16 protein-coding genes are annotated in these 22,261 nt (G+C 63.5%); 13 read left to right on the top strand and 3 right to left on the bottom strand.

The features are described from left to right. Nucleotides 1–9 precede the first annotated feature (9 nt). From FBY36_RS02780 to rplL, 4 genes are all read left to right on the top strand, one after another. Complete coding sequence (locus FBY36_RS02780; protein WP_142117244.1) at nt 10–1,164, top strand: GNAT family N-acetyltransferase; 1,155 nt, start codon at nt 10–12, stop codon at nt 1,162–1,164. Nucleotides 1,165–1,171: 7 nt separating this feature from the next. Further along, entirely contained in the window at nt 1,172–2,290 is a 1,119-nt protein-coding gene (locus FBY36_RS02775; protein ID WP_142117243.1) for a GNAT family N-acetyltransferase, read from the top strand. 297 nt (nt 2,291–2,587) lie between these two features. Next, nucleotides 2,588–3,169 (top strand): 50S ribosomal protein L10, encoded by a 582-nt coding sequence (gene rplJ / locus FBY36_RS02770; RefSeq protein WP_018769122.1) that lies wholly within the window; start codon nt 2,588–2,590, stop codon nt 3,167–3,169. Between the two features lie 77 nt (nt 3,170–3,246). After that, entirely contained in the window at nt 3,247–3,621 is a 375-nt protein-coding gene (gene rplL / locus FBY36_RS02765; protein WP_142117242.1) for a 50S ribosomal protein L7/L12, read from the top strand. An 89-nt stretch (nt 3,622–3,710) separates the two neighbouring features. Here rplL and FBY36_RS02760 read toward each other — a convergent pair whose 3' ends face one another. Then, entirely contained in the window at nt 3,711–4,208 is a 498-nt protein-coding gene (locus tag FBY36_RS02760) for an aminoacyl-tRNA deacylase (RefSeq protein WP_142117241.1), read from the bottom strand. Continuing rightward, nucleotides 4,208–5,407, bottom strand: a complete 1,200-nt coding sequence (locus tag FBY36_RS02755) for an acetyl-CoA C-acetyltransferase (RefSeq protein ID WP_142122448.1) — start codon at nt 5,405–5,407, stop codon at nt 4,208–4,210. Before FBY36_RS02755 ends, FBY36_RS02760 begins: the two co-directional genes overlap by 1 nt. 237 nt (nt 5,408–5,644) lie before the next feature. Between FBY36_RS02755 and FBY36_RS02750 the strand changes: the two genes are divergently transcribed. The 9 genes from FBY36_RS02750 (at nt 5,645) to FBY36_RS02710 (ending at nt 20,496) form a co-directional block, all read left to right on the top strand. After that, entirely contained in the window at nt 5,645–6,136 is a 492-nt protein-coding gene (locus tag FBY36_RS02750; RefSeq protein WP_235008692.1) for a hypothetical protein, read from the top strand. 323 nt (nt 6,137–6,459) lie between these two features. After that, entirely contained in the window at nt 6,460–9,969 is a 3,510-nt protein-coding gene (gene rpoB, locus FBY36_RS02745) for a DNA-directed RNA polymerase subunit beta (protein ID WP_142117240.1), read from the top strand. A 104-nt stretch (nt 9,970–10,073) separates the two neighbouring features. Then, nucleotides 10,074–13,973 (top strand): DNA-directed RNA polymerase subunit beta', encoded by a 3,900-nt coding sequence (locus tag FBY36_RS02740; RefSeq protein WP_142117239.1) that lies wholly within the window; start codon nt 10,074–10,076, stop codon nt 13,971–13,973. Nucleotides 13,974–14,429: 456 nt separating this feature from the next. Further along, a complete protein-coding gene (gene rpsL / locus FBY36_RS02735) occupies nt 14,430–14,804 on the top strand; it encodes a 30S ribosomal protein S12 (RefSeq protein ID WP_009358312.1) in 375 nt (124 codons plus the stop codon). A 1-nt stretch (nt 14,805) separates the two neighbouring features. Next, nucleotides 14,806–15,276 carry a 30S ribosomal protein S7 gene (gene rpsG, locus FBY36_RS02730; protein WP_003803829.1) on the top strand — a complete coding sequence of 157 codons (471 nt, stop codon included), beginning with the start codon at nt 14,806–14,808 and terminating at the stop codon, nt 15,274–15,276. 69 nt (nt 15,277–15,345) lie between these two features. Then, nucleotides 15,346–17,460, top strand: coding sequence for an elongation factor G (gene fusA / locus FBY36_RS02725; protein ID WP_142117238.1), 2,115 nt, complete (start codon nt 15,346–15,348; stop codon nt 17,458–17,460). 258 nt (nt 17,461–17,718) lie between these two features. Beyond that, a complete protein-coding gene (gene tuf, locus FBY36_RS02720; RefSeq protein WP_056334246.1) occupies nt 17,719–18,909 on the top strand; it encodes an elongation factor Tu in 1,191 nt (396 codons plus the stop codon). Between the two features lie 102 nt (nt 18,910–19,011). Continuing rightward, the gene (locus FBY36_RS20975) at nt 19,012–19,137 is read left to right on the top strand and encodes a protein BatD (protein ID WP_142117237.1); all 126 of its coding nucleotides are present in this window, start codon (nt 19,012–19,014) and stop codon (nt 19,135–19,137) included. Nucleotides 19,138–19,245: 108 nt separating this feature from the next. After that, on the top strand, nt 19,246–20,496 hold the full coding sequence (locus FBY36_RS02710) for an Nramp family divalent metal transporter (RefSeq protein WP_142117236.1): 1,251 nt from the start codon (nt 19,246–19,248) through the stop codon (nt 20,494–20,496). 27 nt (nt 20,497–20,523) lie between these two features. Here FBY36_RS02710 and FBY36_RS02705 read toward each other — a convergent pair whose 3' ends face one another. Next, on the bottom strand, nt 20,524–21,960 hold the full coding sequence (locus FBY36_RS02705; RefSeq protein ID WP_142117235.1) for a GH1 family beta-glucosidase: 1,437 nt from the start codon (nt 21,958–21,960) through the stop codon (nt 20,524–20,526). Nucleotides 21,961–22,261 lie beyond the last annotated feature (301 nt).

Raw genomic sequence — 22,261 nt, 5'->3', positions numbered from 1 at the left:
GCTGGCTGCATGGACCGGACCGAGCCGAGCGAATCCGCGCCGATTCCTGGCCACTATGCTTTGGCGATTGCCGTCGTCGGCGTTCCGCCAAAGAGGGGCCCAGGCAGCGGCGGTGACATTGGCGCCGCCGAACTGTCCCAAGATTTCCTGGCCTGCCAGGCCATGGAGGAGGCCCACGCCATGGCTGTCTGGGGAAACCTGGAGCGTTGTCTTACCTTGGCGGAAGCGCTGGAGTTCTGGCGGGGGAGCCCGTATGAGGAACGGCATCTGTTCCTGGCGCGGATCGGCCCGGAACCGGTGGGACTGTGCTCGGTCACGCTGCCCCTGCGCGAGAACCTGGCGACCGCGGGAATCGATGTCCTGGTGGTTCCCGGATGGCGGCGCAGGGGAGTGGGACGGGCGCTGCTGGAGCACGCCGAAGCAATGGCGCGGACGCACGGCAGGTCCTCCCTCGATTCCTTCCATGAACTCCCACTCGACGCAGTGCGGACTGGTTCTCAAATGGTCCCTGCGGAATCCGGGGCAGGGCAACTGCCGCTGGACGACCCCGCCACCGCGTTTGCTCTGGCCGCAGGGTACCGGCTGGAACAGGTGGAGCGTTCCAGCCGGCTCAAGCTTCCTGTTTCCGGGGAACTGCTGGACCGGCTGGAGTCTGACGCCTTTGGCCATGCAGGGGACTATGTGCTGACGAACTGGGACGGGCGCTGCCCGGATTCGCTCGTTGCTGCTTACGCCGGACTAAGGGCACGAATGAGCACTGATGCCCCTACCGCAGGTATGGATTGGGAGCGCGAGGACTGGGATGCAGACCGCGTGCGTGACGACGAGCTGGTGCTGGTCCGGGGCGGCGTCCAGTCCTCCGTAGCGGCAGCCCTGCACCGACGCACCGGCGATCTGGTGGCCTACAGTGTCCTAACCTGGCGCCCGCTGGTGCCGGAGTCGCTGATCCAGCAGGACACTTTGGTGGGGGAGGAGCACCGCGGCCACCGGCTGGGCATGCTGGTCAAGGCGGCCAACCTCCGCCGCGCCCAGGAAAAGTGGCCGCGGGCGCGCTCGGTCCTGACATGGAATGCCAGCGAAAACCAGCATATGCTGGCGATAAATACCGCACTTGGATTCAGGCCCGCTGGCTATGAAGGTGAGTGGCAGAAACGGCTGGGATGATGCCCGAATGGCAATAGACGTGAAGATCGAGCAGCTGTGGATCCCCGACTCACTGGACACTCCCGACGCAGCGGACTTCCTCGCCGCCGTCGAAGTGGGCCGCAAGGTGCGGATGCAGACGTGGGGCAGCGACGACCTCGCCTACGGTCCGCTGGAGAAGCTGCTTGAGTTCGCGGACCCGTATGAGCGCCAGCTGATCCTCGTGGCCAAAGTGGACGGCGTCATCGTTGGAACCGTCGACATTGCGCTGCCGCTGACGGACCATCTGGACCTCGCCGAGCTCACCCTGGACATCCTGCCTGAATTCCAGCGGCAGGGCGTGGGCCGGCGGCTCCTCGAGGCCGCCGAACAGCTGGCCAGGGGCGAAGGCCGCTCCATGATCCTGGTGGACACCAACCATCCCGGCGCATCCCTGCACGAGTTCGAACAGGCGCAGCTGGTCCCCGGCTCCGGCCAGGGGTTCGTGCCGCTGGAGAGCCGCGAAGTGGAGTTCGCCCAGAAGACCGGATACACGCTGCAGCACATTGAACAGTTCAGTTCCTGCCTGCTGCCCCTGGATACCAAGCTGGTGGCCGACCTCCAGGCTGAGGCCGACGAAGCGAACAATGGCAGGTACCGCCTGCACCACTGGACCGACCGGTGCCCGGAACGCTGGCTGGAGGCCGTCGCCGTCCTGGAAAACCAGGCGGGGGCCGAACTTGACCCGTCCCTTGACGCGCCTGTTGAGCAGGAGATGGTGTTCGACGGCGGTCTGCTGCGGGAAGCGGAGGACGTCGCCATCGCGCAGGGCCGCAGAACGGTGGTCACCGCCGTCGAGCACATCGCCACCGGAGCCCTGGTGGGCCTGACCACCATCACGGTGCTGGCGCACCGTGCCGACGTCGTCTTCCAGGACGACACCCTTGTGCTGCAGGAACACCGCGGCAACAAACTGGGCCTGCTGATCAAGGTGGCCAACATGGAGCGGCTCAGTGAGCAGTTCCCGGATGCCCGCATCATTTACACCTGGAACGCGCCGGAGAACCGGTACCTTCTGACCGTCAACCGGCAACTCGGATTCCAAACGGCCGGCGTGACCGGGATTTGGCAAAAAGAGCTTCCCAGTCTGCATACCAGCACCAGCTGAGTGCCCGATTTGGTGGAGGGGCAACGCCTCGCGTAAGCTGGGAGTACCAAAGACCGTCGGTTGTTGGAAATCCACTCTCCTGAGCATGGCTCAACTCTGCAGTTGTGCGCTGGAGGCCACAGTGGCTTTCCGGACGAAGGACCCTCAACGCAGGGCGGCCGGCGCAGGTGAACGAAGCAAAGTTCCACGGTACAGCCGTGTTGAGCCAAGCCCCGTGCATCTGCGCGGGGCGTTTTTAGTTTTAGCTCTCTTGAGCGGGGACCGTCGAATACCGGCACTATCCCCGGAAGGAGGGTTATGGCAACGCCTACCAAGGTTTCAGCAGTAGCTGAGATCACTAACGATTTCAAGGAATCGAACGCCGCTGTCCTGACCGAATACCGCGGGCTCACCGTTGCACAGCTCAAGCAGCTGCGTGTTTCTCTCGGCCAGGACACCAAGTTCGCGGTCGTCAAGAACACCCTGACCGCCATTGCAGCCAAGGAAGCCGGCGTCGAAGCATTCGACGGCCAGCTTGCCGGCCCCACTGCAATCGCGTTCATCAAGGGTGACGCAGTTGCCGCTGCCAAGAGCCTGACGGATTTTGCCAAGGCCAACAAGCAGCTGGTCATCAAGACCGGTTACTTCGAGGGCAAGGCGCTGGACGCCACCGAGGTTGCCGCACTGGCTGCCCTCGAGTCCCGTGAGCTGCAGCTCGCCAAGGTTGCAGGTGTCCTCAAGGCACCCGCCGCCGCAGCTGCACGCATCATCGACGCACTGCGCCTCAAGCTTGAAGAAGAGAACGGTGCACCGGCAGCTGCCGAAGCGCCCGCCGCTGAAGAAGCCCCTGCCGCTGAAGCTGAAGCTGCCGCTGAAGCTCCCGCTGCCGAAGAGAACTGATTCTCTTACCCACACCAGACTCCGGTGCCCGTCCGGCCACGCGCCGTTCGGACACCACAACAGGAAGGACGCCTACCATGGCGAAGCTCAGCAACGAAGAGCTCATTGAAGCTTTCAAGGAACTGACCATCATCGAGCTCTCCGAGTTCGTCAAGCTCTTCGAAGAGACCTTCGAAGTTACCGCCGCTGCCGTTGCAGTTGCTGGCCCTGCCGGCGCTGCTGCTGAAGAGGTTGAAGAGAAGACTGACTTCGACGTCGTCCTCGAAGCTGCCGGTGACAAGAAGATCGCAGTCATCAAGGAAGTTCGCGCCATCACCTCCCTCGGCCTCAAGGAAGCCAAGGACCTGGTTGACGGTGCCCCCAAGGCTGTCCTCGAAGGCGCCACCAAGGAAGCTGCCGAGAAGGCCAAGGAGCAGCTCGAGGCTGCAGGCGCCACCGTTACCCTCAAGTAACAACGCCTTTTCCTTCGGAAACCCCGTCCACTCCTGTGGGCGGGGTTTCCTGCTTTTAACGGCTTTCGTGCTTTAAGCGGCGCTCCTGCTTACAGGGGATCGCTGATGTCCGCCATTACGGCATCCAGGGCTGCGGTCAGGGCGTCGGCGTCGACGAAGGCGCTGTAACCGTGGGCACCGGCTCCCATGGAGATCCGGCGTCCGGTGATCGTGGCGTCGGCATAAACCGGCCAGGAGGTAGTGCTCCCCAGCGGGGTGATGGTGCCCCGTTCGTAACCGGTAGCCTCCAGTGCGGTGTCGGCGGGCGGGAGGGACAGCTTGTTGACTCCCACCAGGGCCCGGAGCTTGGGCCAGGAGATCTGCCGGTCGCCAGGGATCAGGGCGAACAGGAAGGTGCCGTCCTTGTGCTTGACCACCAGGGACTTGACGATGTCCGCCGGGCTGATGCCCAGGATGCCTGCGGCCTCTTCGAGGCTTTTGGCAGCGGGGCGCTCCACCACGTCAACCTGCAGGCCCCGGGCGGCGGCGTCGGCCAGGAAGCGTTCCCGTCCGACGCCGTCCGTCCCGTTTGGAGTTGGGCCCGCCATCAGTCGCGGTACAGCAGGAGGGCTTCGCCCTGCCCGCCCCCGCCGCAGAGGGACACCGCGGCCTTGCCCGTTCCGCGCCGTTTCAGCTCATGGGCGGCATGGGCCGCAAGCCGTGCCCCCGATGCCCCGATAGGGTGCCCCAGGGCGATGGCACCGCCGTGGATGTTGCACTTCTCCAGGGGGTAGTCCAGGTCCTTGAGGGACTGCACGGCCACGGAGCCGAACGCCTCGTTGATCTCGATGAAATCGAGGTCTGCAGTGCTCCACCCGGCCTTGCCCAGGGCGTTCGTGATGGCGTTTGACGGCTGGGAATGCAGGGAGTTGTCGGGGCCGGCCACCTGCCCGGGCTTTCCCACCACGGCCAGGAACTCCAGCCCGTGTTCCTCCGCGTAGCCGCGGGATGCGAGTACCAGGGCGGCTGCGCCGTCAGACAAGGGTGAGGAGTTGCCGGCGGTGATGGTGCCGTCGGTCACGAACGCTGCCCGCAGGCCGGCCAGCGACTCAACCGAGGTGTTGGGGCGCACGCCTTCGTCGGTGTCCACCACCAGGGGCTCACCCTTACGCTGCTTGACGCTGATTGGTGCGATCTCGCCGTCGAACGTTCCGTTCTTTGCCGCCAGCGCCGCCCGCTGGTGGGACTGCGCGGCCACGTTGTCCTGGGAGGTGCGGTCGATGCCCAGGGTGAGGTTGCGGGTCTCGGTGGACAGGCCCATCGATTGCCCGTCAAAGGCGTCGGTCAGCCCGTCATGCGCGGCAGCATCCAGGGCCTGGATCGAGCCGTACGTCCACCCCTGGCGGGAACCCGGGAGCAGGTGCGGCGCCCGGCTCATCGATTCCTGGCCGCCTGCCACCACTACGGCGGCCTCGCCGGCGCGGATCATCCTCGCCGCGTCGATCACCGCGGTCAGGCCGGACAGGCACACCTTGTTGACCGTCACCGAGGGAACGTTCCATCCGATGCCGGCGCCGACGGCACTCTGCCGCGCGGGATTCTGCCCCGCTCCTGCCTGCAGCACCTGGCCCATGATCACGGCCTCCACATCACCGGCGTCCACGCCGCTTGATTCCAGGGCGGCCCTGATGGCGTGGGCGCCGAGGTCCACCGCTGTAAGGCTGGACAGTTGGCCGTTGATCCGGCCCTGCGGAGTCCGCGCTGCCCCAAGGATGACAACGTCATTGCTGTCAGGAGAGTTGGCCATGGTTACCACTTTCAATCCGGTTCCGGTGTAAGCCACCAAGGCTATCGTGAGCCTGGTCACCCATCTATTCAAACGCTGGAACCGCTATGTGCATTCCTGGGGGGCAGGGGAGAAGTCACCATTGCCGGCGTTATGCACGACGGCGGCCGCTTGCGTAGGGTGGACGGCGAGGCTTTGCAGGGGGAGTGCTTTGCATGGGGACACAAGGTCCGCGGCCGGGACGGACGGAGCGAAAACGTGAAGAAGGCTACCGCAGGGGTCATCGCCGCCACGGCTGCACTGACGGGCGGGGTGCTGGCCGGCTGTTCGGTGTCCACGCCGGCCCCGGCGGAACCGGTCAAGCCGACGGCGTCCCCTGCGTCAACGCGGAACGCAGGGGACGCCAGCAGCCCTGCAGCCGGTGGTGGCACCGCAAGCCAGGGCGCCAAGGCAACCGGAACCCGGGAAGCCTGCGAACTCTTCAACAAACTGGTGGTGGACTACGCCGCAGTTTCACCCACCGACTCCAAGGGCTACGAGGACGTCTATCTGAAGGCCCAGGACGCCAAGGACAGCGTCACTGGGGACCTGCAGGGCCTGTTCGCCTCACTTAGCCTGCTGGCCATCGACCACTCATCCGCGGCGGAGTCCGGCGGCAAGCCGGCACAGGAGTCCCAGGACGCCGTGCGGGATGCAGTCTTCGCAAACTCCGCGGCCTGCACGGCGGAGGGCGTCACGCTGCGGCTCTAGCAGGCGCCGGCGCAGGCGCGGGGACGCTGCTGCGGGAGTCCGCGAAATCAAGTGCTTGCAATCCGGCCGGAAGTGGGGTAGACACGTAGGTTGTTTTGCCGTATCGTAGATATTTGCGTCTTCCCTGTTTACCTTCAGCCTTCATATAGCGGTGGGCTTTGCCTGGCAGCTGGCAATCAACGTGCCGTAACAACGGTCACAGCATAGTCAGTCCAGGCCCCGGGTCATATAGCGGAACCGGATGGTAGCGCTGCGGAGTCACTCCGCAGGGTGCACAGCGGGGGAGATCTGAAAACGCCTGAAGGTCTGTGGAAGGATCCCTCTTGGTCGCCTCGAGCACCTCTAATAACGAAACCGCTAACACTGCCGACAGCACTGATGGTGCCACTCGCCGGCTCTCATTCGCAAAGATTCACGAACCTCTTGACGTTCCGAATCTGCTTGCCCTGCAGACGGACAGCTTTGACTGGCTGGTCGGCAACGAGCGCTGGCAGGCACGCGTGGCAAAGGCTGTCGAAGAAAACGATCTCAGCGTCGCCACTACGTCCGGCCTGTCGGACATCTTCGAAGAGATCTCCCCGATCGAGGATTTCCAGGGCACCATGTCCCTGAGCTTCTCCGATCCGGAGTTCGCTGACCCCAAGTACACCATGGCCGAGTGCAAGGACCGGGACGCAACGTACTCGGCTCCCCTGTACGTCAAGGCCGAGTTCATGAACAACAACACGGGCGAAATCAAGCAGCAGACCGTGTTCATGGGTGACTTCCCGCTGATGACCGAGAAGGGCACCTTCGTCGTCAACGGCACCGAGCGTGTCGTCGTCTCCCAGCTGGTCCGTTCCCCGGGCGCCTACTTCGAGCGCGCCGCGGACAAGACCAGCGACAAGGACATCTTCACCGCGAAGATCATCCCGTCCCGCGGTGCGTGGTTCGAGCTCGAGATCGACAAGCGTGACCAGGTCGGTGTCCGCCTCGACCGCAAGCGCAAGCAGTCCGTCACCGTGCTGCTGAAGGCCCTCGGCTGGACCGAAGGCCAGATCCTCGAAGAGTTCGGCCAGTACGACTCCATGCGGGCAACCCTGGAGAAGGACGCCACCGAGACCCGCGAAGACGCCCTGCTGGACATCTATCGCAAGCTGCGTCCGGGCGAGCCGCCCACCGTCGAGGCTGCCCAGTCCCTGCTGGACAACCTGTACTTCAACTCCAAGCGCTACGATCTGGCCAAGGTTGGCCGCTACAAGATCAACCGCAAGCTGGGCATCGACCGCTCCCTTGGCGACAAGGAAGCCTCTGTCCTGCACGTTGAAGACATCGTGGCCATGATCAAGTTCCTCGTCGCGCTGCACGCCGGCGAGAAGACCATCAAGGGCACCCGCGATGGCCAGGAAGTGGACCTGCGCGTCGAGATCGACGACATCGACCACTTCGGCAACCGCCGCATCCGCGCCGTCGGCGAGCTCATCGAGAACCAGGTCCGCACCGGCCTGTCCCGCATGGAGCGCGTTGTCCGCGAGCGTATGACCACCCAGGACGTCGAGGCCATCACGCCGCAGACCCTGATCAACATCCGCCCCGTGGTTGCTGCCATCAAGGAGTTCTTCGGAACCTCCCAGCTGTCGCAGTTCATGGACCAGAACAACCCGCTCTCGGGCCTGACCCACAAGCGCCGCCTGTCGGCCCTTGGCCCCGGTGGTCTGTCCCGTGACCGCGCCGGCATGGAAGTCCGTGACGTGCACCCGTCCCACTACGGACGTATGTGCCCCATCGAAACCCCTGAAGGCCCCAACATTGGCCTGATCGGTTCGCTGGCATCCTACGGACGCATCAACCCGTTCGGCTTCATCGAGACCCCGTACCGCCTGGTCAAGAACGGTGTCGTGTCCGACGACGTCCAGTACCTGACGGCAGACGACGAGGCCGAGGTGCTGATCGCCCAGGCCAACGCGCCGCTGGACGAGAACAACAAGTTCGCTGAAGATACCGTCCTGGTGCGTGCACGTGGTGGTGGAGGCGAGCCCGTCCTGGTTCCCGCCGAGGACGTTGAGTTCATGGACGTCTCCCCGCGCCAGATGGTGTCCGTGGCTACCGCCCTGATCCCGTTCCTGGAGCACGACGACGCCAACCGCGCACTCATGGGTGCCAACATGCAGCGCCAGGCTGTGCCGCTGGTCCGTTCCGAGGCTCCGTTCGTGGGCACCGGCATGGAGCGCGCCGCCGCCGTCGACGCCGGTGACGTTGTCATCGCCAAGAAGGCCGGTGTGGTCACCGAGGTTTCCGCCGAGCTCGTCATCATGCTCAACGACGACGGCACCGAGACCAACTACCGCATCAATAAGTTCGCCCGCTCCAACCAGGGCAACTGCTACAACCACCGCGTCCTGGTGAACGAAGGCCAGCGCCTGGAAGTTGGCGGCATCATCGCCGACGGCCCGGCAACTGACCAGGGTGAACTCGCACTGGGCAAGAACCTGCTCGTGGCATTCATGTCATGGGAAGGCCACAACTTCGAGGACGCCATCATCCTCTCGCAGCGCATCGTTGCCGAGGACGTCCTTTCCTCCATCCACATCGAGGAGCACGAGATCGATGCCCGCGACACCAAGCTTGGTGCCGAGGAAATCACCCGTGACATCCCCAACGTGTCCGAGGAAGTCCTGGCCGGCCTGGACGAGCGCGGCATCATCCACATCGGTGCCGAGGTCGAAGCAGGGGACATCCTGGTTGGAAAGGTCACCCCGAAGGGCGAAACCGAACTGACCCCGGAAGAGCGCCTGCTGCGCGCCATCTTCGGCGAGAAGTCCCGCGAAGTCCGCGACACCTCCCTGAAGGTGCCCCACGGCGAGTCCGGCACCGTCATCGGCGTGCGCGTCTTCGACCGCGACAACGATGACGAGCTGCCCCCGGGCGTGAACCAGCTGGTCCGCGTCTACGTGGCCGCCAAGCGCAAGATCACCGACGGCGACAAGCTCGCCGGCCGCCACGGCAACAAGGGTGTTATCTCCAAGATCCTCCCCGTTGAGGACATGCCCTTCCTTGCCGACGGCACCCCCGTTGACATCGTCCTGAACCCGCTGGGTGTTCCGGGCCGTATGAACGTGGGCCAGGTGCTCGAAACCCACCTTGGCTGGGTTGCCAAGACCGGTTGGAAGATCGAAGGCGAGCCCGAGTGGGTCAAGCAGCTGCCGAACCTGCCGCGCGAGAGTGGTCCCACCACTGTTGCAACGCCGGTGTTCGACGGTGCCCGCGAAGAGGAAATCACGGGCCTGCTGGACTCCACCAACGTGACCCGCGACGGTGACCGCCTGATCAACTCCTCCGGCAAGACCCGCCTGTTTGACGGCCGCTCCGGCGAGCCGTTCCCGGATCCGATCTCGGTCGGCTACATGTACATCCTGAAGCTCCACCACCTGGTGGACGACAAGATCCACGCGCGCTCCACCGGCCCGTACTCCATGATCACGCAGCAGCCGCTGGGTGGTAAGGCACAGTTCGGTGGCCAGCGCTTCGGTGAAATGGAAGTGTGGGCGCTCGAAGCTTACGGCGCCGCCTACACGCTCCAGGAACTCCTCACGATCAAGTCGGATGACATCCATGGCCGCGTGAAGGTCTACGAAGCGATCGTTAAGGGCGAGAACATCCCCGAACCGGGCGTTCCCGAATCCTTCAAGGTCTTGATCAAGGAAATGCAGTCGCTGTGCCTGAACGTGGAAGTTCTTTCCACGGACGGAACCACAATTGAAATGCGTGACTCTGATGACGCAGTCTTCACGGCTGCGGAGGAACTGGGCATCGATCTGTCTCGCGCAGAGCCCAGCTCCGTAGAAGAGGTTTAGAAGGCGGTTTACGACGGCGGGTGACCACCCGCCGTCGTAAACTCCTCCCTCTTCCCGTAACCCAAGACTTCAGAATTTAGAGAACAAGAGAGAACAGGGACCATATGTCCAGCGAATCCTCCTTCGGCCTCATGCAGATCGGCCTCGCCACCGCGGAAGACATCCGCGGCTGGTCGTACGGCGAGGTTAAGAAGCCGGAAACCATCAACTACCGCACGCTCAAGCCCGAGAAGGACGGCCTCTTCTGCGAGAAGATCTTCGGCCCGTCCCGGGACTGGGAATGCTACTGCGGCAAGTACAAGCGCGTGCGCTTCAAGGGCATTATCTGTGAGCGTTGTGGCGTTGAAGTCACCCGGGCCAAGGTCCGCCGTGAGCGCATGGGCCACATCGAGCTGGCCGCCCCCGTTACGCACATCTGGTACTTCAAGGGTGTTCCGTCCCGCCTGGGCTACCTCCTTGACCTGGCTCCGAAGGACCTCGAAAAGGTCATCTACTTCGCTGCCTACATGATCACCAGCGTCGATGAGGCTGCCCGCCACGAGGAACTGCCCAACCTGCAGGTTGAGCACGACATCGAGAAGAAGCAGCTGATCGACAACCGCGACGGCGACATCGCGGCGATCGCCCGCGACCTCGAAGGCGAAATCGCACGCCTCGAGGGCGAAGGCGCCAAGGCTGCCGACAAGAAGAAGGCCCGCGACTCCGCCGACCGCCAGATGGCCAACGTCCGCAAGCGTGCGGACGCCGACATCGAGCGCCTCGAGCAGGTCTGGGACCGCTTCAAGAACCTCAAGGTCGCCGACCTCGAAGGTGACGAAGGCCTGTACCGCGAACTGCGCGACCGCTACGGCATGTACTTCGAAGGCTCCATGGGTGCCGAAGCCATCAAGAAGCGCCTTGAGAACTTCGACATGCAGGCCGAGTCCGACCTGCTGCGCGACATCATCGCCAACGGCAAGGGCCAGCGCAAGACCCGCGCCCTCAAGCGCCTGAAGGTGGTCAACGCGTTCCTGACCACCAACAACAGCCCGCTTGGCATGGTCCTCGACGCCGTCCCGGTGATCCCGCCGGAACTGCGCCCCATGGTCCAGCTGGACGGTGGCCGCTTCGCGACCTCTGACCTCAACGACCTGTACCGCCGCGTGATCAACCGCAACAACCGCCTCAAGCGCCTGCTTGACCTGGGTGCTCCGGAGATCATCGTCAATAACGAGAAGCGCATGCTTCAGGAAGCTGTTGACAGCCTCTTCGACAACGGCCGCCGCGGCCGCCCGGTCACCGGACCGGGCAACCGTCCGCTGAAGTCCCTGAGCGACATGCTCAAGGGCAAGCAGGGCCGTTTCCGCCAGAACCTCCTCGGCAAGCGCGTCGACTACTCCGGCCGTTCGGTCATCGTCGTCGGCCCGCAGCTGAAGCTGCACCAGTGCGGCCTGCCCAAGCAGATGGCCCTGGAGCTCTTCAAGCCGTTCGTGATGAAGCGCCTGGTTGACCTCAACCACGCCCAGAACATCAAGTCGGCCAAGCGCATGGTTGAGCGCTACCGTCCGCAGGTCTGGGACGTGCTGGAAGAGATCATCACCGAACACCCGGTGCTGCTCAACCGTGCACCTACCCTGCACCGCCTCGGCATCCAGGCGTTCGAGCCGCAGCTTGTTGAAGGCAAGGCAATCCAGCTCCACCCGCTGGTTTGTGGCGCCTTCAACGCCGACTTCGACGGCGACCAGATGGCAGTGCACCTGCCGCTGAGCCCCGAGGCCCAGGCTGAGGCCCGCATCCTGATGCTGTCCTCGAACAACATCCTGAAGCCCTCTGACGGACGTCCGGTCACCCTGCCCTCGCAGGATATGATCATCGGCCTGTACCACCTGACCACCAAGCGTGTCGGTTCAGCTGGCGAAGGCCGGATCTTCGGTTCGGTTTCGGAAGCCATCATGGCGTTCGATGCCCGCGAGCTGCACCTGAACTCGCAGGTCAAGATCCGCCTCGAAGGCTTTGTACCCTACGCGGGCTGGGAAGCTCCGGAAGGCTGGGAGCCGGGTCAGCCCGCTCTCGTCCAGACCTCCCTGGGCCAGGTCCTCTTCAACGAGACCCTGCCCGAGGACTACCCCTGGGTTGAGGCCGTTGCCGACAAGGGCGAACTGTCCCGCATCGTCAACGACCTCGCGGAGCGCTACCCGAAGGTTGTCACGGCGGCAACGCTGGACAACCTGAAGGATGCCGGTTTTTACTGGGCCACCCGCTCGGGCGTCACCGTCGCCATCTCCGACATCGAGGTTCCGGCTGCAAAGCCGCAGATCCTCGCCGGTTACGAGGAGCGCGCTGCCAAGATCCAGGGCCAGTACGACAAGGGCCTGATCGATGACGACGAGCGCCGCCAGGAGCTGATCGAGATCTGGAACAAGGCCACTAACGACATCGCCTCGGTGATGCGTGAAAGCCTGTCCCCGATGAACACCATCAACCGCATGGTGTCCTCCGGTGCACGTGGTAACTGGATGCAGGTCCGCCAGATCGCGGGTATCCGTGGCCTGGTGGCCAACCCGAAGGGTGAGATCATCCCGCGCCCCATCAAGTCCTCCTACCGTGAGGGCCTGTCGGTGCTGGAATACTTCATCGCCACGCACGGTGCCCGTAAGGGCTTGGCCGATACCGCCCTGCGTACCGCCAACTCGGGTTACCTGACCCGTCGTCTGGTGGACGTCTCGCAAGACGTCATCGTCCGTGAAGAGGACTGCGGCACCGAACGCGGCCTGGTCACGCCCATCGCCGTCGCCGACTCCAACGGTGAGCTCGTCCTGGACGAGAACGTCGAGAACAGCGCCTACGCACGTACGCTCGCCGTCGACGTCGTGGACTCCGAGGGCAATGTCCTCGCAGCCGCCGGCACCGACTGCGGCGACGTCGTTATCGATGAGCTCTTCAAGGCAGGCATCACCGAGGTCAAGGTCCGCTCCGTACTCACCTGTGAGTCCAGCGTCGGCACCTGCGCCCTGTGCTACGGCCGTTCGCTGGCCACCGGCAAGACCGTGGACATCGGCGAGGCCGTGGGCATCATCGCCGCACAGTCCATCGGTGAGCCCGGTACCCAGCTGACCATGCGTACGTTCCACACCGGTGGTGCTGTCTCCGCCGGCGGTGGCGACGACATCACCCAGGGTCTGCCCCGTATCCAGGAGCTCTTCGAAGCCCGTACTCCGAAGGGTGTTGCCCCGATTGCTGAAGCAGCCGGCCGCATCACCATCGAAGAGTCCGAGCGCCAGATGCGCCTGGTCATCACCCCGGATGACGGAACGGAAGAGATCGCTTACCCGGTCCTGCGCCGTTCACGCCTGCTGATCGAAGACGGCGACCACGTCTCCGTTGGACAGAAGCTGATCAACGGCCCGGTGGACCCCAAGCAGGTCCTGCGCATCATGGGCCCGCGTGCGGCACAGAAGTTCCTGGTGGACGAAGTCCAGGGCGTGTACCGCAGCCAGGGCATTGGTATCCACGACAAGCACGTCGAGGTTATCGTCCGCCAGATGCTGCGCCGCGTCACGGTCATCGAGTCCGGCGAATCGGACCTGCTGCCCGGCGAGCTCGCCGAGCGCAGCCGGTTCGAGGAAGCGAACCGCCGCGTTGTGTCCGAGGGCAAGACTCCGGCTTCCGGACGTCCTGAACTCATGGGCATCACCAAGGCGTCGCTGGCCACCGAGTCCTGGCTGTCCGCAGCTTCCTTCCAGGAGACCACCCGCGTCCTGACGCAGGCGGCCATGGAAGGCAAGAGCGATCCGCTGCTCGGCCTGAAGGAAAACGTCATCATCGGTAAGCTGATCCCGGCCGGCACGGGCCTCCCGCGCTACACCGAGGTCACCGTGGAGCCCACTGAGGAAGCAAAGGCCAACCTGTTCACCGGCCCCAGCGCATTCAGTGACTTCTCGTACGACAGCCTGGGCGGTGACGGGGCTCCCGAGTTCCATGCCATCCCGCTGGATGACTACGACCTGGGCAACGACTTCCGGTAACCGACTCCGGTAGAGCCTTACAAAGGGATGGTCCCGCACCGCAAGGTGGGGGACCATCCCGCTTTAACGCATCGATTGCTCCGTACCTGTCGTTTTCATCGCTCCAAACGACAACAACGGAGCAATCGATGGGGGAGCGGGGCCCGATTAAGGCATGGAGCCCGTCCATGCTAGACTTGTTACCAATTGTTATTGTGGCAGTGGATGAGAGCGCCGGTTTCAGCTGAAAGGCTGGGCCAGAGCGACGTTTCCGGTTTGCAGGGTTCTTGTGCAACGTATGCCACATTTTTGCATGCCTAGGGACTTGTCCGACACCAGTCGCCCCCGGGAATGCGATCCGACTATTAAGGCTTCGCCTTCGCCGCCCTGGAGATCTTCTTCAAGGCCCGGGCGGCGGGGCAACGCAACAGGAGAGTGGCCGGAAACAGCCACTCCGGAAAAACGGAGAACACGAGAGTGCCTACGATTAACCAGCTGGTCCGCAAGGGCCGCACGCCTAAGGTCTCAAAGACCAAGGCTCCCGCGCTTAAGGGCAGCCCCATGCGCCGCGGTGTCTGCACACGCGTCTACACCACCACCCCGAAGAAGCCGAACTCGGCTCTGCGTAAGGTGGCCCGTGTGCGCCTCAACGGCGGCGTGGAAGTTACCGCCTACATCCCCGGTGTTGGCCACAACCTGCAGGAGCACTCCATTGTGCTCGTTCGCGGTGGTCGTGTTAAGGACCTCCCGGGTGTCCGCTACAAGATCGTCCGTGGCGCCCTCGATACCCAGGGTGTGAAGAACCGTAAGCAGGCCCGCAGCCGCTACGGCGCAAAGATGGAGAAGAAGTAATATGCCTCGCAAGGGTCCGGCCCCCAAGCGGCCGCTCGTTTCGGATCCGGTATACGGTTCCCCCCTGGTAACCCAGCTCATCAACAAGGTGCTCGTTGACGGCAAGAAGTCCACGGCGGAGCGCATCGTCTACGGTGCACTCGAAGGCGCACGCGCCAAGTCCGGCGGCGACCCCGTTGCAGCCCTGAAGAAGGCCATGGACAACGTCAAGCCTTCGCTCGAGGTCCGCTCCCGCCGCGTCGGTGGTGCCACCTACCAGGTTCCGGTTGAGGTCAAGCCGGGCCGCTCCACCGCACTCGCCCTGCGCTGGCTGGTTGGCTACTCCAAGGCCCGCCGTGAAAAGACGATGACCGAGCGCCTCCAGAACGAAATCCTGGATGCCTCCAACGGTCTCGGTGCCGCTGTGAAGCGTCGCGAAGACACCCACAAGATGGCCGAGTCCAACAAGGCCTTCGCACACTACCGCTGGTAATACTCCCCGGACGCCGCCGGCTCGATCGAGCCGGCGGCGAACGCGTAGTCCATCCCAAAAGGAGACCCCGTGGCACAGGACGTGCTTACCGACCTTAGTAAGGTCCGCAATATCGGCATCATGGCCCACATTGATGCCGGCAAGACCACCACAACCGAGCGCATCCTGTTCTACACGGGTGTGAACCACAAGATCGGCGAAACGCACGACGGCGCTTCGACCACCGACTGGATGGAACAGGAAAAGGAACGCGGCATCACCATCACGTCTGCCGCCGTGACCTGCTTCTGGGAAAACAACCAGATCAACATCATCGACACCCCGGGCCACGTGGACTTCACGGTTGAGGTTGAGCGCTCCCTGCGCGTCCTCGACGGTGCAGTTGCCGTGTTCGACGGCAAGGAAGGTGTTGAGCCGCAGTCTGAGACCGTTTGGCGCCAGGCTGACAAGTACAATGTCCCGCGCATCTGCTTCGTCAACAAGATGGACAAGCTGGGCGCTGACTTTTACTTCACCGTAGACACCATCATCAGCCGCCTCGGTGCCAAGCCGCTGGTCATGCAGCTGCCCATCGGTGCCGAGAACGACTTCATCGGCGTCGTGGACCTGCTCTACATGCGCGCTCTGGTGTGGCCCGGCGATGCCAAGGGTGACGTGACCATGGGTGCTAAGTACGAGATCCGTGAGATCCCGGCCGACCTCCAGGAAAAGGCCGAGGAGTACCGCGCGAACCTCGTTGAGACGGTCGCAGAGTCCTCCGAGGAACTCATGGAGAAGTACCTCGAGGGTGAAGAGATCTCGATCGACGAGCTCAAGGCCGGCATCCGCAAGATGACCATCAACTCTGAGCTGTACCCGATCTTCTGCGGTTCCGCCTTCAAGAACCGCGGCGTCCAGCCCATGCTCGATGCAGTTGTGGACTACCTGCCGAACCCGCTCGACGTCCCCCCGATGGTCGGCCACGACCCCCGCGACGAAGAGAAGGAACTGACGCGCAAGCCTTCTTCCGAAGAGCCGTTCTCCGCACTGGCCTTCAAGATTGCTGCGCACCCGTTCTTCGGCCAGCTCACCTTCATCCGCGTGTACTCCGGTCACGTGGAAGCAGGCGCCCAGGTGGTCAACTCCACCAAGGGCAAGAAAGAGCGCATCGGCAAGCTGTTCCAGATGCACGCCAACAAGGAAATGCCCGTTGAGGGCGCTACCGCCGGCCACATCTATGCAGCGATCGGTCTGAAGGACACCACCACAGGCGATACCCTGTGCGACTCCGCCAACCAGATCGTGCTCGAGTCCATGAGCTTCCCGGAGCCCGTGATCTCGGTTGCCATCGAGCCGAACACCAAGGGTGACCAGGAGAAGCTCTCCACGGCCATCCAGAAGCTCTCCGCTGAGGACCCCACCTTCCAGGTGTCCCTCAACGAAGACACCGGCCAGACCATCATCGCCGGCATGGGCGAGCTCCACCTGGACATCCTGGTGGACCGCATGCGCCGCGAATTCAAGGTCGAGGCCAACGTGGGCAAGCCCCAGGTCGCCTACCGCGAAACCATCAAGCGCGCCGTCGAACGCCACGACTACACGCACAAGAAGCAGACCGGTGGTTCGGGTCAGTTCGCAAAGATCCAGATTGCCATCGAGCCGCTGGACACCGCCGAGGGCGAGCTGTACGAGTTCGAGAACAAGGTCACCGGTGGCCGCGTTCCCCGCGAGTACATCCCGTCTGTTGACGCGGGCATCCAGGACGCGCTGAACGACGGCGTCCTGGCGGGCTACCCGGTTGTCGGCATCAAGGCCACGCTGATTGACGGCGCGTACCACGATGTTGACTCCTCCGAAATGGCCTTCAAGATCGCCGGCCGTATGGCTTTCAAGGAAGCTGCGCGCAAGGCGAACCCGGTCCTGCTCGAACCGCTGATGGATGTCGAGGTCCGCACCCCTGAGGAATACATGGGTGAAGTTATCGGTGACCTCAACTCCCGCCGTGGCCAGATGCAGTCCATGGAAGATGCACAGGGCGTCAAGGTCATCCGTGCGCACGTTCCGCTGTCCGGCATGTTCGGTTACATCGGTGACCTGCGCTCCAAGACCCAGGGCCGCGCTGTGTACTCCATGACGTTCAACAGCTACGCCGAGGTCCCGAAGGCTGTCGCCGACGAGATCATCCAGAAGTCCCGCGGCGAGTAGTCCTTCCGGACTTTCAAAGCGAACACCTCGGTTGGACCGTCCGCCAGCGGACAGTTCAGCCGGTGCAGGTGGCCGGGCCGGCCGGATTTATCCGGCAAGCCGGTCCGGCCCCTGCGCGAACAGGCTCAGGGGATTAGTATTAGTTCCTGAATCTGCAATTTCACCAATCCAAAGCCCCCCAAGTAGACTTACCTGAGTTTCTGCCGCGGCAAGAGCGGCAGAAGGGTATGTCATTTGAAAACGTTCTAGGAGGAACCTGTGGCAAAGGCAAAGTTCGAGCGGACTAAGCCGCACGTCAACATCGGCACCATTGGTCACGTTGACCACGGTAAGACGACGCTGACGGCCGCCATTTCCAAGGTGCTGTACGACAAGTACCCGGATCTCAACGAGAAGCGCGACTTCGCGTCGATCGACTCTGCTCCCGAAGAGCGTCAGCGTGGCATTACCATCAACATCTCCCACGTGGAGTACCAGACCGAAAAGCGCCACTACGCACACGTAGACGCCCCGGGTCACGCTGACTACATCAAGAACATGATCACCGGTGCTGCCCAGATGGACGGCGCAATCCTCGTGGTTGCCGCTACCGACGGCCCGATGGCTCAGACCCGCGAGCACGTTCTGCTGGCCCGCCAGGTTGGTGTTCCCTACCTGCTGGTGGCCCTGAACAAGGCCGACATGGTTGACGATGAGGAACTGCTGGACCTCGTTGAAATGGAAGTTCGTGAGCTCCTGAGCTCGCAGGGCTTCGATGGTGACGAAGCTCCTGTGGTCCGCGTTTCCGGCCTGAAGGCTCTGGAAGGCGATCCCGAGTGGGTCAAGTCCGTTGAGGACCTGATGGCTGCTGTCGACGAGTCCGTTCCGGACCCCGTACGTGACCGCGACAAGCCGTTCCTGATGCCGATCGAAGACGTCTTCACGATCACCGGCCGTGGCACCGTTGTTACGGGCCGCGCCGAGCGTGGAACCCTCGCCATCAACTCCGAGGTCGAGATCGTCGGCATCCGCCCGGTCCAGAAGACCACGGTTACCGGTATCGAGATGTTCCACAAGCAGCTCGACGAAGCATGGGCCGGCGAGAACTGTGGCCTCCTGCTCCGCGGTCTGAAGCGCGACGATGTCGAGCGTGGCCAGGTTGTCGTGAAGCCGGGTTCCATCACCCCGCACACCGACTTCGAGGCCAACGTCTACATCCTCTCCAAGGACGAAGGCGGACGTCACAACCCGTTCTACTCCAACTACCGCCCGCAGTTCTACTTCCGTACCACGGACGTAACCGGCGTTATCACCCTGCCCGAGGGCACGGAAATGGTTATGCCTGGCGACAACACTGAGATGACCGTTGCGCTCATCCAGCCGATCGCTATGGAAGAGGGCCTCGGCTTCGCTATCCGCGAAGGCGGCCGCACCGTTGGTTCGGGACGTGTTACCAAGATCATCAAGTAATACTTGCTGAACTGAAGGGACAGCCCTGCTGCATTAGCAGCGGGGCTGTCCTTTTTCGTTAACAGGTCACTGATAATGTTGCAGCACTGAAAGGAGATCATCATGGGATGGCTTATCTTCCTGATCATCGCGGTTGCCGTTGTAGCCGGAGTGATCTGGACCCGGAAGTATTTCCGGCGCGAGATTGACCGGGCCAAGCGGATCAACAGGGCAAACAAGAACCAGTAGCAGGGCAACGTCGCCAGCCTCTGCCGGTAGCCCTTATTCCTACTTTTCGGTCTGCCTAAATTCGCGGTATCCTCGTTGTATTGACGCCCGCAACGACGAGGACACGTGATGGCTGTTTCAACATTGACGGCGGAATCCGCCACCACCAGGTTCTGGTCCCGCCTGCTGCTGCTCGGGCCTGCGTTCGTTGCAGCCATTGCCTATGTGGACCCGGGGAATGTCGCGGCAAACCTGACCGCCGGTGCCAGCTTCGGGTACCTCCTGGTTTGGGTCCTGGTGGCTGCCAACGGGATGGCTGTGCTCATCCAGTACCAGTCAGCCAAGCTGGGGCTTGCCACCGGTATGAGCCTGCCGGAAATTCTCGGCCAGCGCCTGGGCACGCGCCGCCGCCGTGCGTACTGGGTCCAGGCTGAGGTGGTTGCCGGGGCCACGGACATGGCTGAGGTCATCGGTGGGGCGGTGGCCCTCAACCTGCTGTTCGGCCTGCCCCTGCTGACGGGCGGAGTCATTATCGGCCTCGCGTCCATGCTGCTGCTGACACTGCAATCGCACCGCAGCCAAAAATCCTTCGAATTCGCCATCCTCACCCTGCTGGGCGTGATTGCGGTCGGGTTCGTTTCGGGACTGTTCGTCGCACCGCCGGATGCCGGGGGAGCCCTGGCCGGGCTGGTGCCCCGGTTCGAGGGAACCGATACGGTGCTGCTCGCGGCGAGCATGCTCGGTGCCACCGTCATGCCGCACGCCATTTACCTGCACTCAGCCCTTGCCCGCGACCGGCACGGCTTCTCCGAAGATCCAGCCGTCAGGACCCGCCTGATCCGGACCACCCGGGTGGACGTCGCCGGCGCGTTGTTGCTTGCCGGCGTCGTCAATATCGCCATGCTCCTGCTGGCCGCCTCCAGCCTTCGCGGCGTGGAGGGCACCGACACGATTGCCGGTGCCCATGCTGCGGTGACGTCCGCACTCGGGCCGGTGATCGGCGTCGTCTTCGCCGTGGGCCTCCTGGCGTCCGGCCTGGCATCCACCTCGGTGGGATGCTATGCGGGCGCCACCATCATGGGCGGCCTGCTGAAGGTGCGGATTCCGCTGCTGGCGCGCCGCACAGTCACGCTGATTCCTGCGCTTGCGGTCCTGGGCGCCGGCATCGAACCCACGCTGGCATTGGTCCTCAGCCAGGTCCTCCTGAGTTTCGGCATTCCGTTCGCCCTGATTCCATTGATCCGGCTCACCGGCAGCCGCAAGGTGATGGGCATCCACGCCGACTCGAAGCCGCTGCGGATCGCCGGATGGACCAGTGCCACCCTGATCGTCGGCCTGAACTGCGTCCTGATCTTCCTTACGGTGCTGGGGCACGCTTAACAGCGGGGTGAACGAGCCCGCTATGCACTACACCCGCCGGTGGCTCCGCGCCCTGGACAGCGCCTGGTACCAGTAGAAGGACCGTTTTGGCTTCCGCTCGAGAGTCTCGAAGTCCACGTGCACCAGGCCAAACCGCTGAGAGTAACCGGCCGCCCACTCGAAATTGTCCATCAGCGTCCACACGTAGTAGCCGCGCAGGTCAACGCCCTCTGCAATACCGCCAGGGGCAGTAGCGTCGAGTGCCGCGCCGAGATGCGTCGCCAGGTACTCCACCCTGTCCGTATCCTCCAGCGTCTCCGAAACACTGTCAGGTTCAGGGAAGCTGGCACCGCCCTCGGTGATGTACACCGGCGGGAGGGCCTCACCGTACCGGTCCCGCATTTCCTGCAGCAGGATTCCCAGATGGTCCGGGGCTACCGGCCAGCCGAATCCGGTGCTGCCGAACTCCGCGTAGCCCACCTCATGGAAGGGCAGCTTGGCCACTTCCTTGTGCATATCCGCAGGCATGGGCGTGATGCCCGGGCCCAAGGCCACCTTGACCGGGAAGTAATAGTTAAGCCCGTAGAAGTCCAGTGGCTGGTGGATGGTGCGGAGGTCGGCATCGGAGATTTTTCCGAGGGAGCGCAGCCAGGGCTTCGCGTACAAGGGCAAGGTGGGGTAGCGGCCGAGCAGGACGGGGTCCGCGTAGATCCTGTTGGCCAGCAGGTCGTACAGATGCGCCACCAGCCGGTCGCCAATCTTCCGGCTGGCGGGTCTGACGGGCGAGTGCAGGTTGGTCAGGCCAATGCCTCCCGTAACTCCAGCCGCCCGCAGCGCCTGCACGCCCAGCCCGTGCGCCAGGAGTTGGTGGTGGATGGACGGAAGGGCGTTGAACATCAACCGGCGCCCGGGTGCATGCACGCCCAGGGCATATCCGTTTAGGGTGACCGAAACGGGTTCGTTCAGGGTGACCCATTGCGCAACCCGGTCACCGAACCGTTCACCGGCAACCCTGGCATACTCGCCAAACCGCTCTGCCGTGTCCCGGTTCAGCCAGCCGCCACGGTGTTCCAGCGGCAACGGGGTGTCCCAGTGGTAGAGCGTCGCCATGGGGGAGATGCCGGCCTCGAGGAGCTGGTCGATCAGCCGGTCGTAGAAGTCCAGGCCTTCCGCGTTGAAGCCGCCCTGGCCGTCCGGCTGGATGCGCGGCCAGGAGAGTGAGAACCGGTAGGAGTCGACGCCCAGCTCCTTGAGCAGTGCCACATCCTCCGGGAACCTGTTGTAGTGATCGCAGGCCACGGCGGGGGAGTGGCCGTCCTGGATGGCGCCAGGCTTTTCCGCAAAGGCGTCCCAGCCCGATGGTCCACGGCCACCGGCCTTGAGTGCGCCTTCGATCTGGAACGCCGCCGCTGCGACGCCAAGAGTGAACGACGGCGGCACGCGTCCGGCCAGTTCGGTCACCGATTCAGTGCCTTCCAGAGTCATTCCCCTATCATCCAGCGCGTACCTGTCTTCGGCAATGCGGGCAATGGCCCTTGACCAGGCCGAATCGGGAGCCGATTCGCATCTGCCGCGGATTTCCGGCATACTAGATGAGTTGTTCAAGCGCTTCTTCGCGTCCCGATCCGGATAATGCCGGGTGCAGGGTCCAAGCTGAAGACCAAACATAACCCACCCCAATGGAATTGCGATTTGTATGCGTGTTCAGCGCGACACGCCCGACCGCGGGGGTCGGTTGCGCCGGCAGGTTGAGGAACCCGGAGTCATTCGGATTCAGCTTGTGCGG

Source organism: Arthrobacter sp. SLBN-122, assembly GCF_006715165.1.
GTDB lineage: Bacteria > Actinomycetota > Actinomycetes > Actinomycetales > Micrococcaceae > Arthrobacter.
This window is presented reverse-complemented; position numbering and strand designations above follow the sequence as displayed.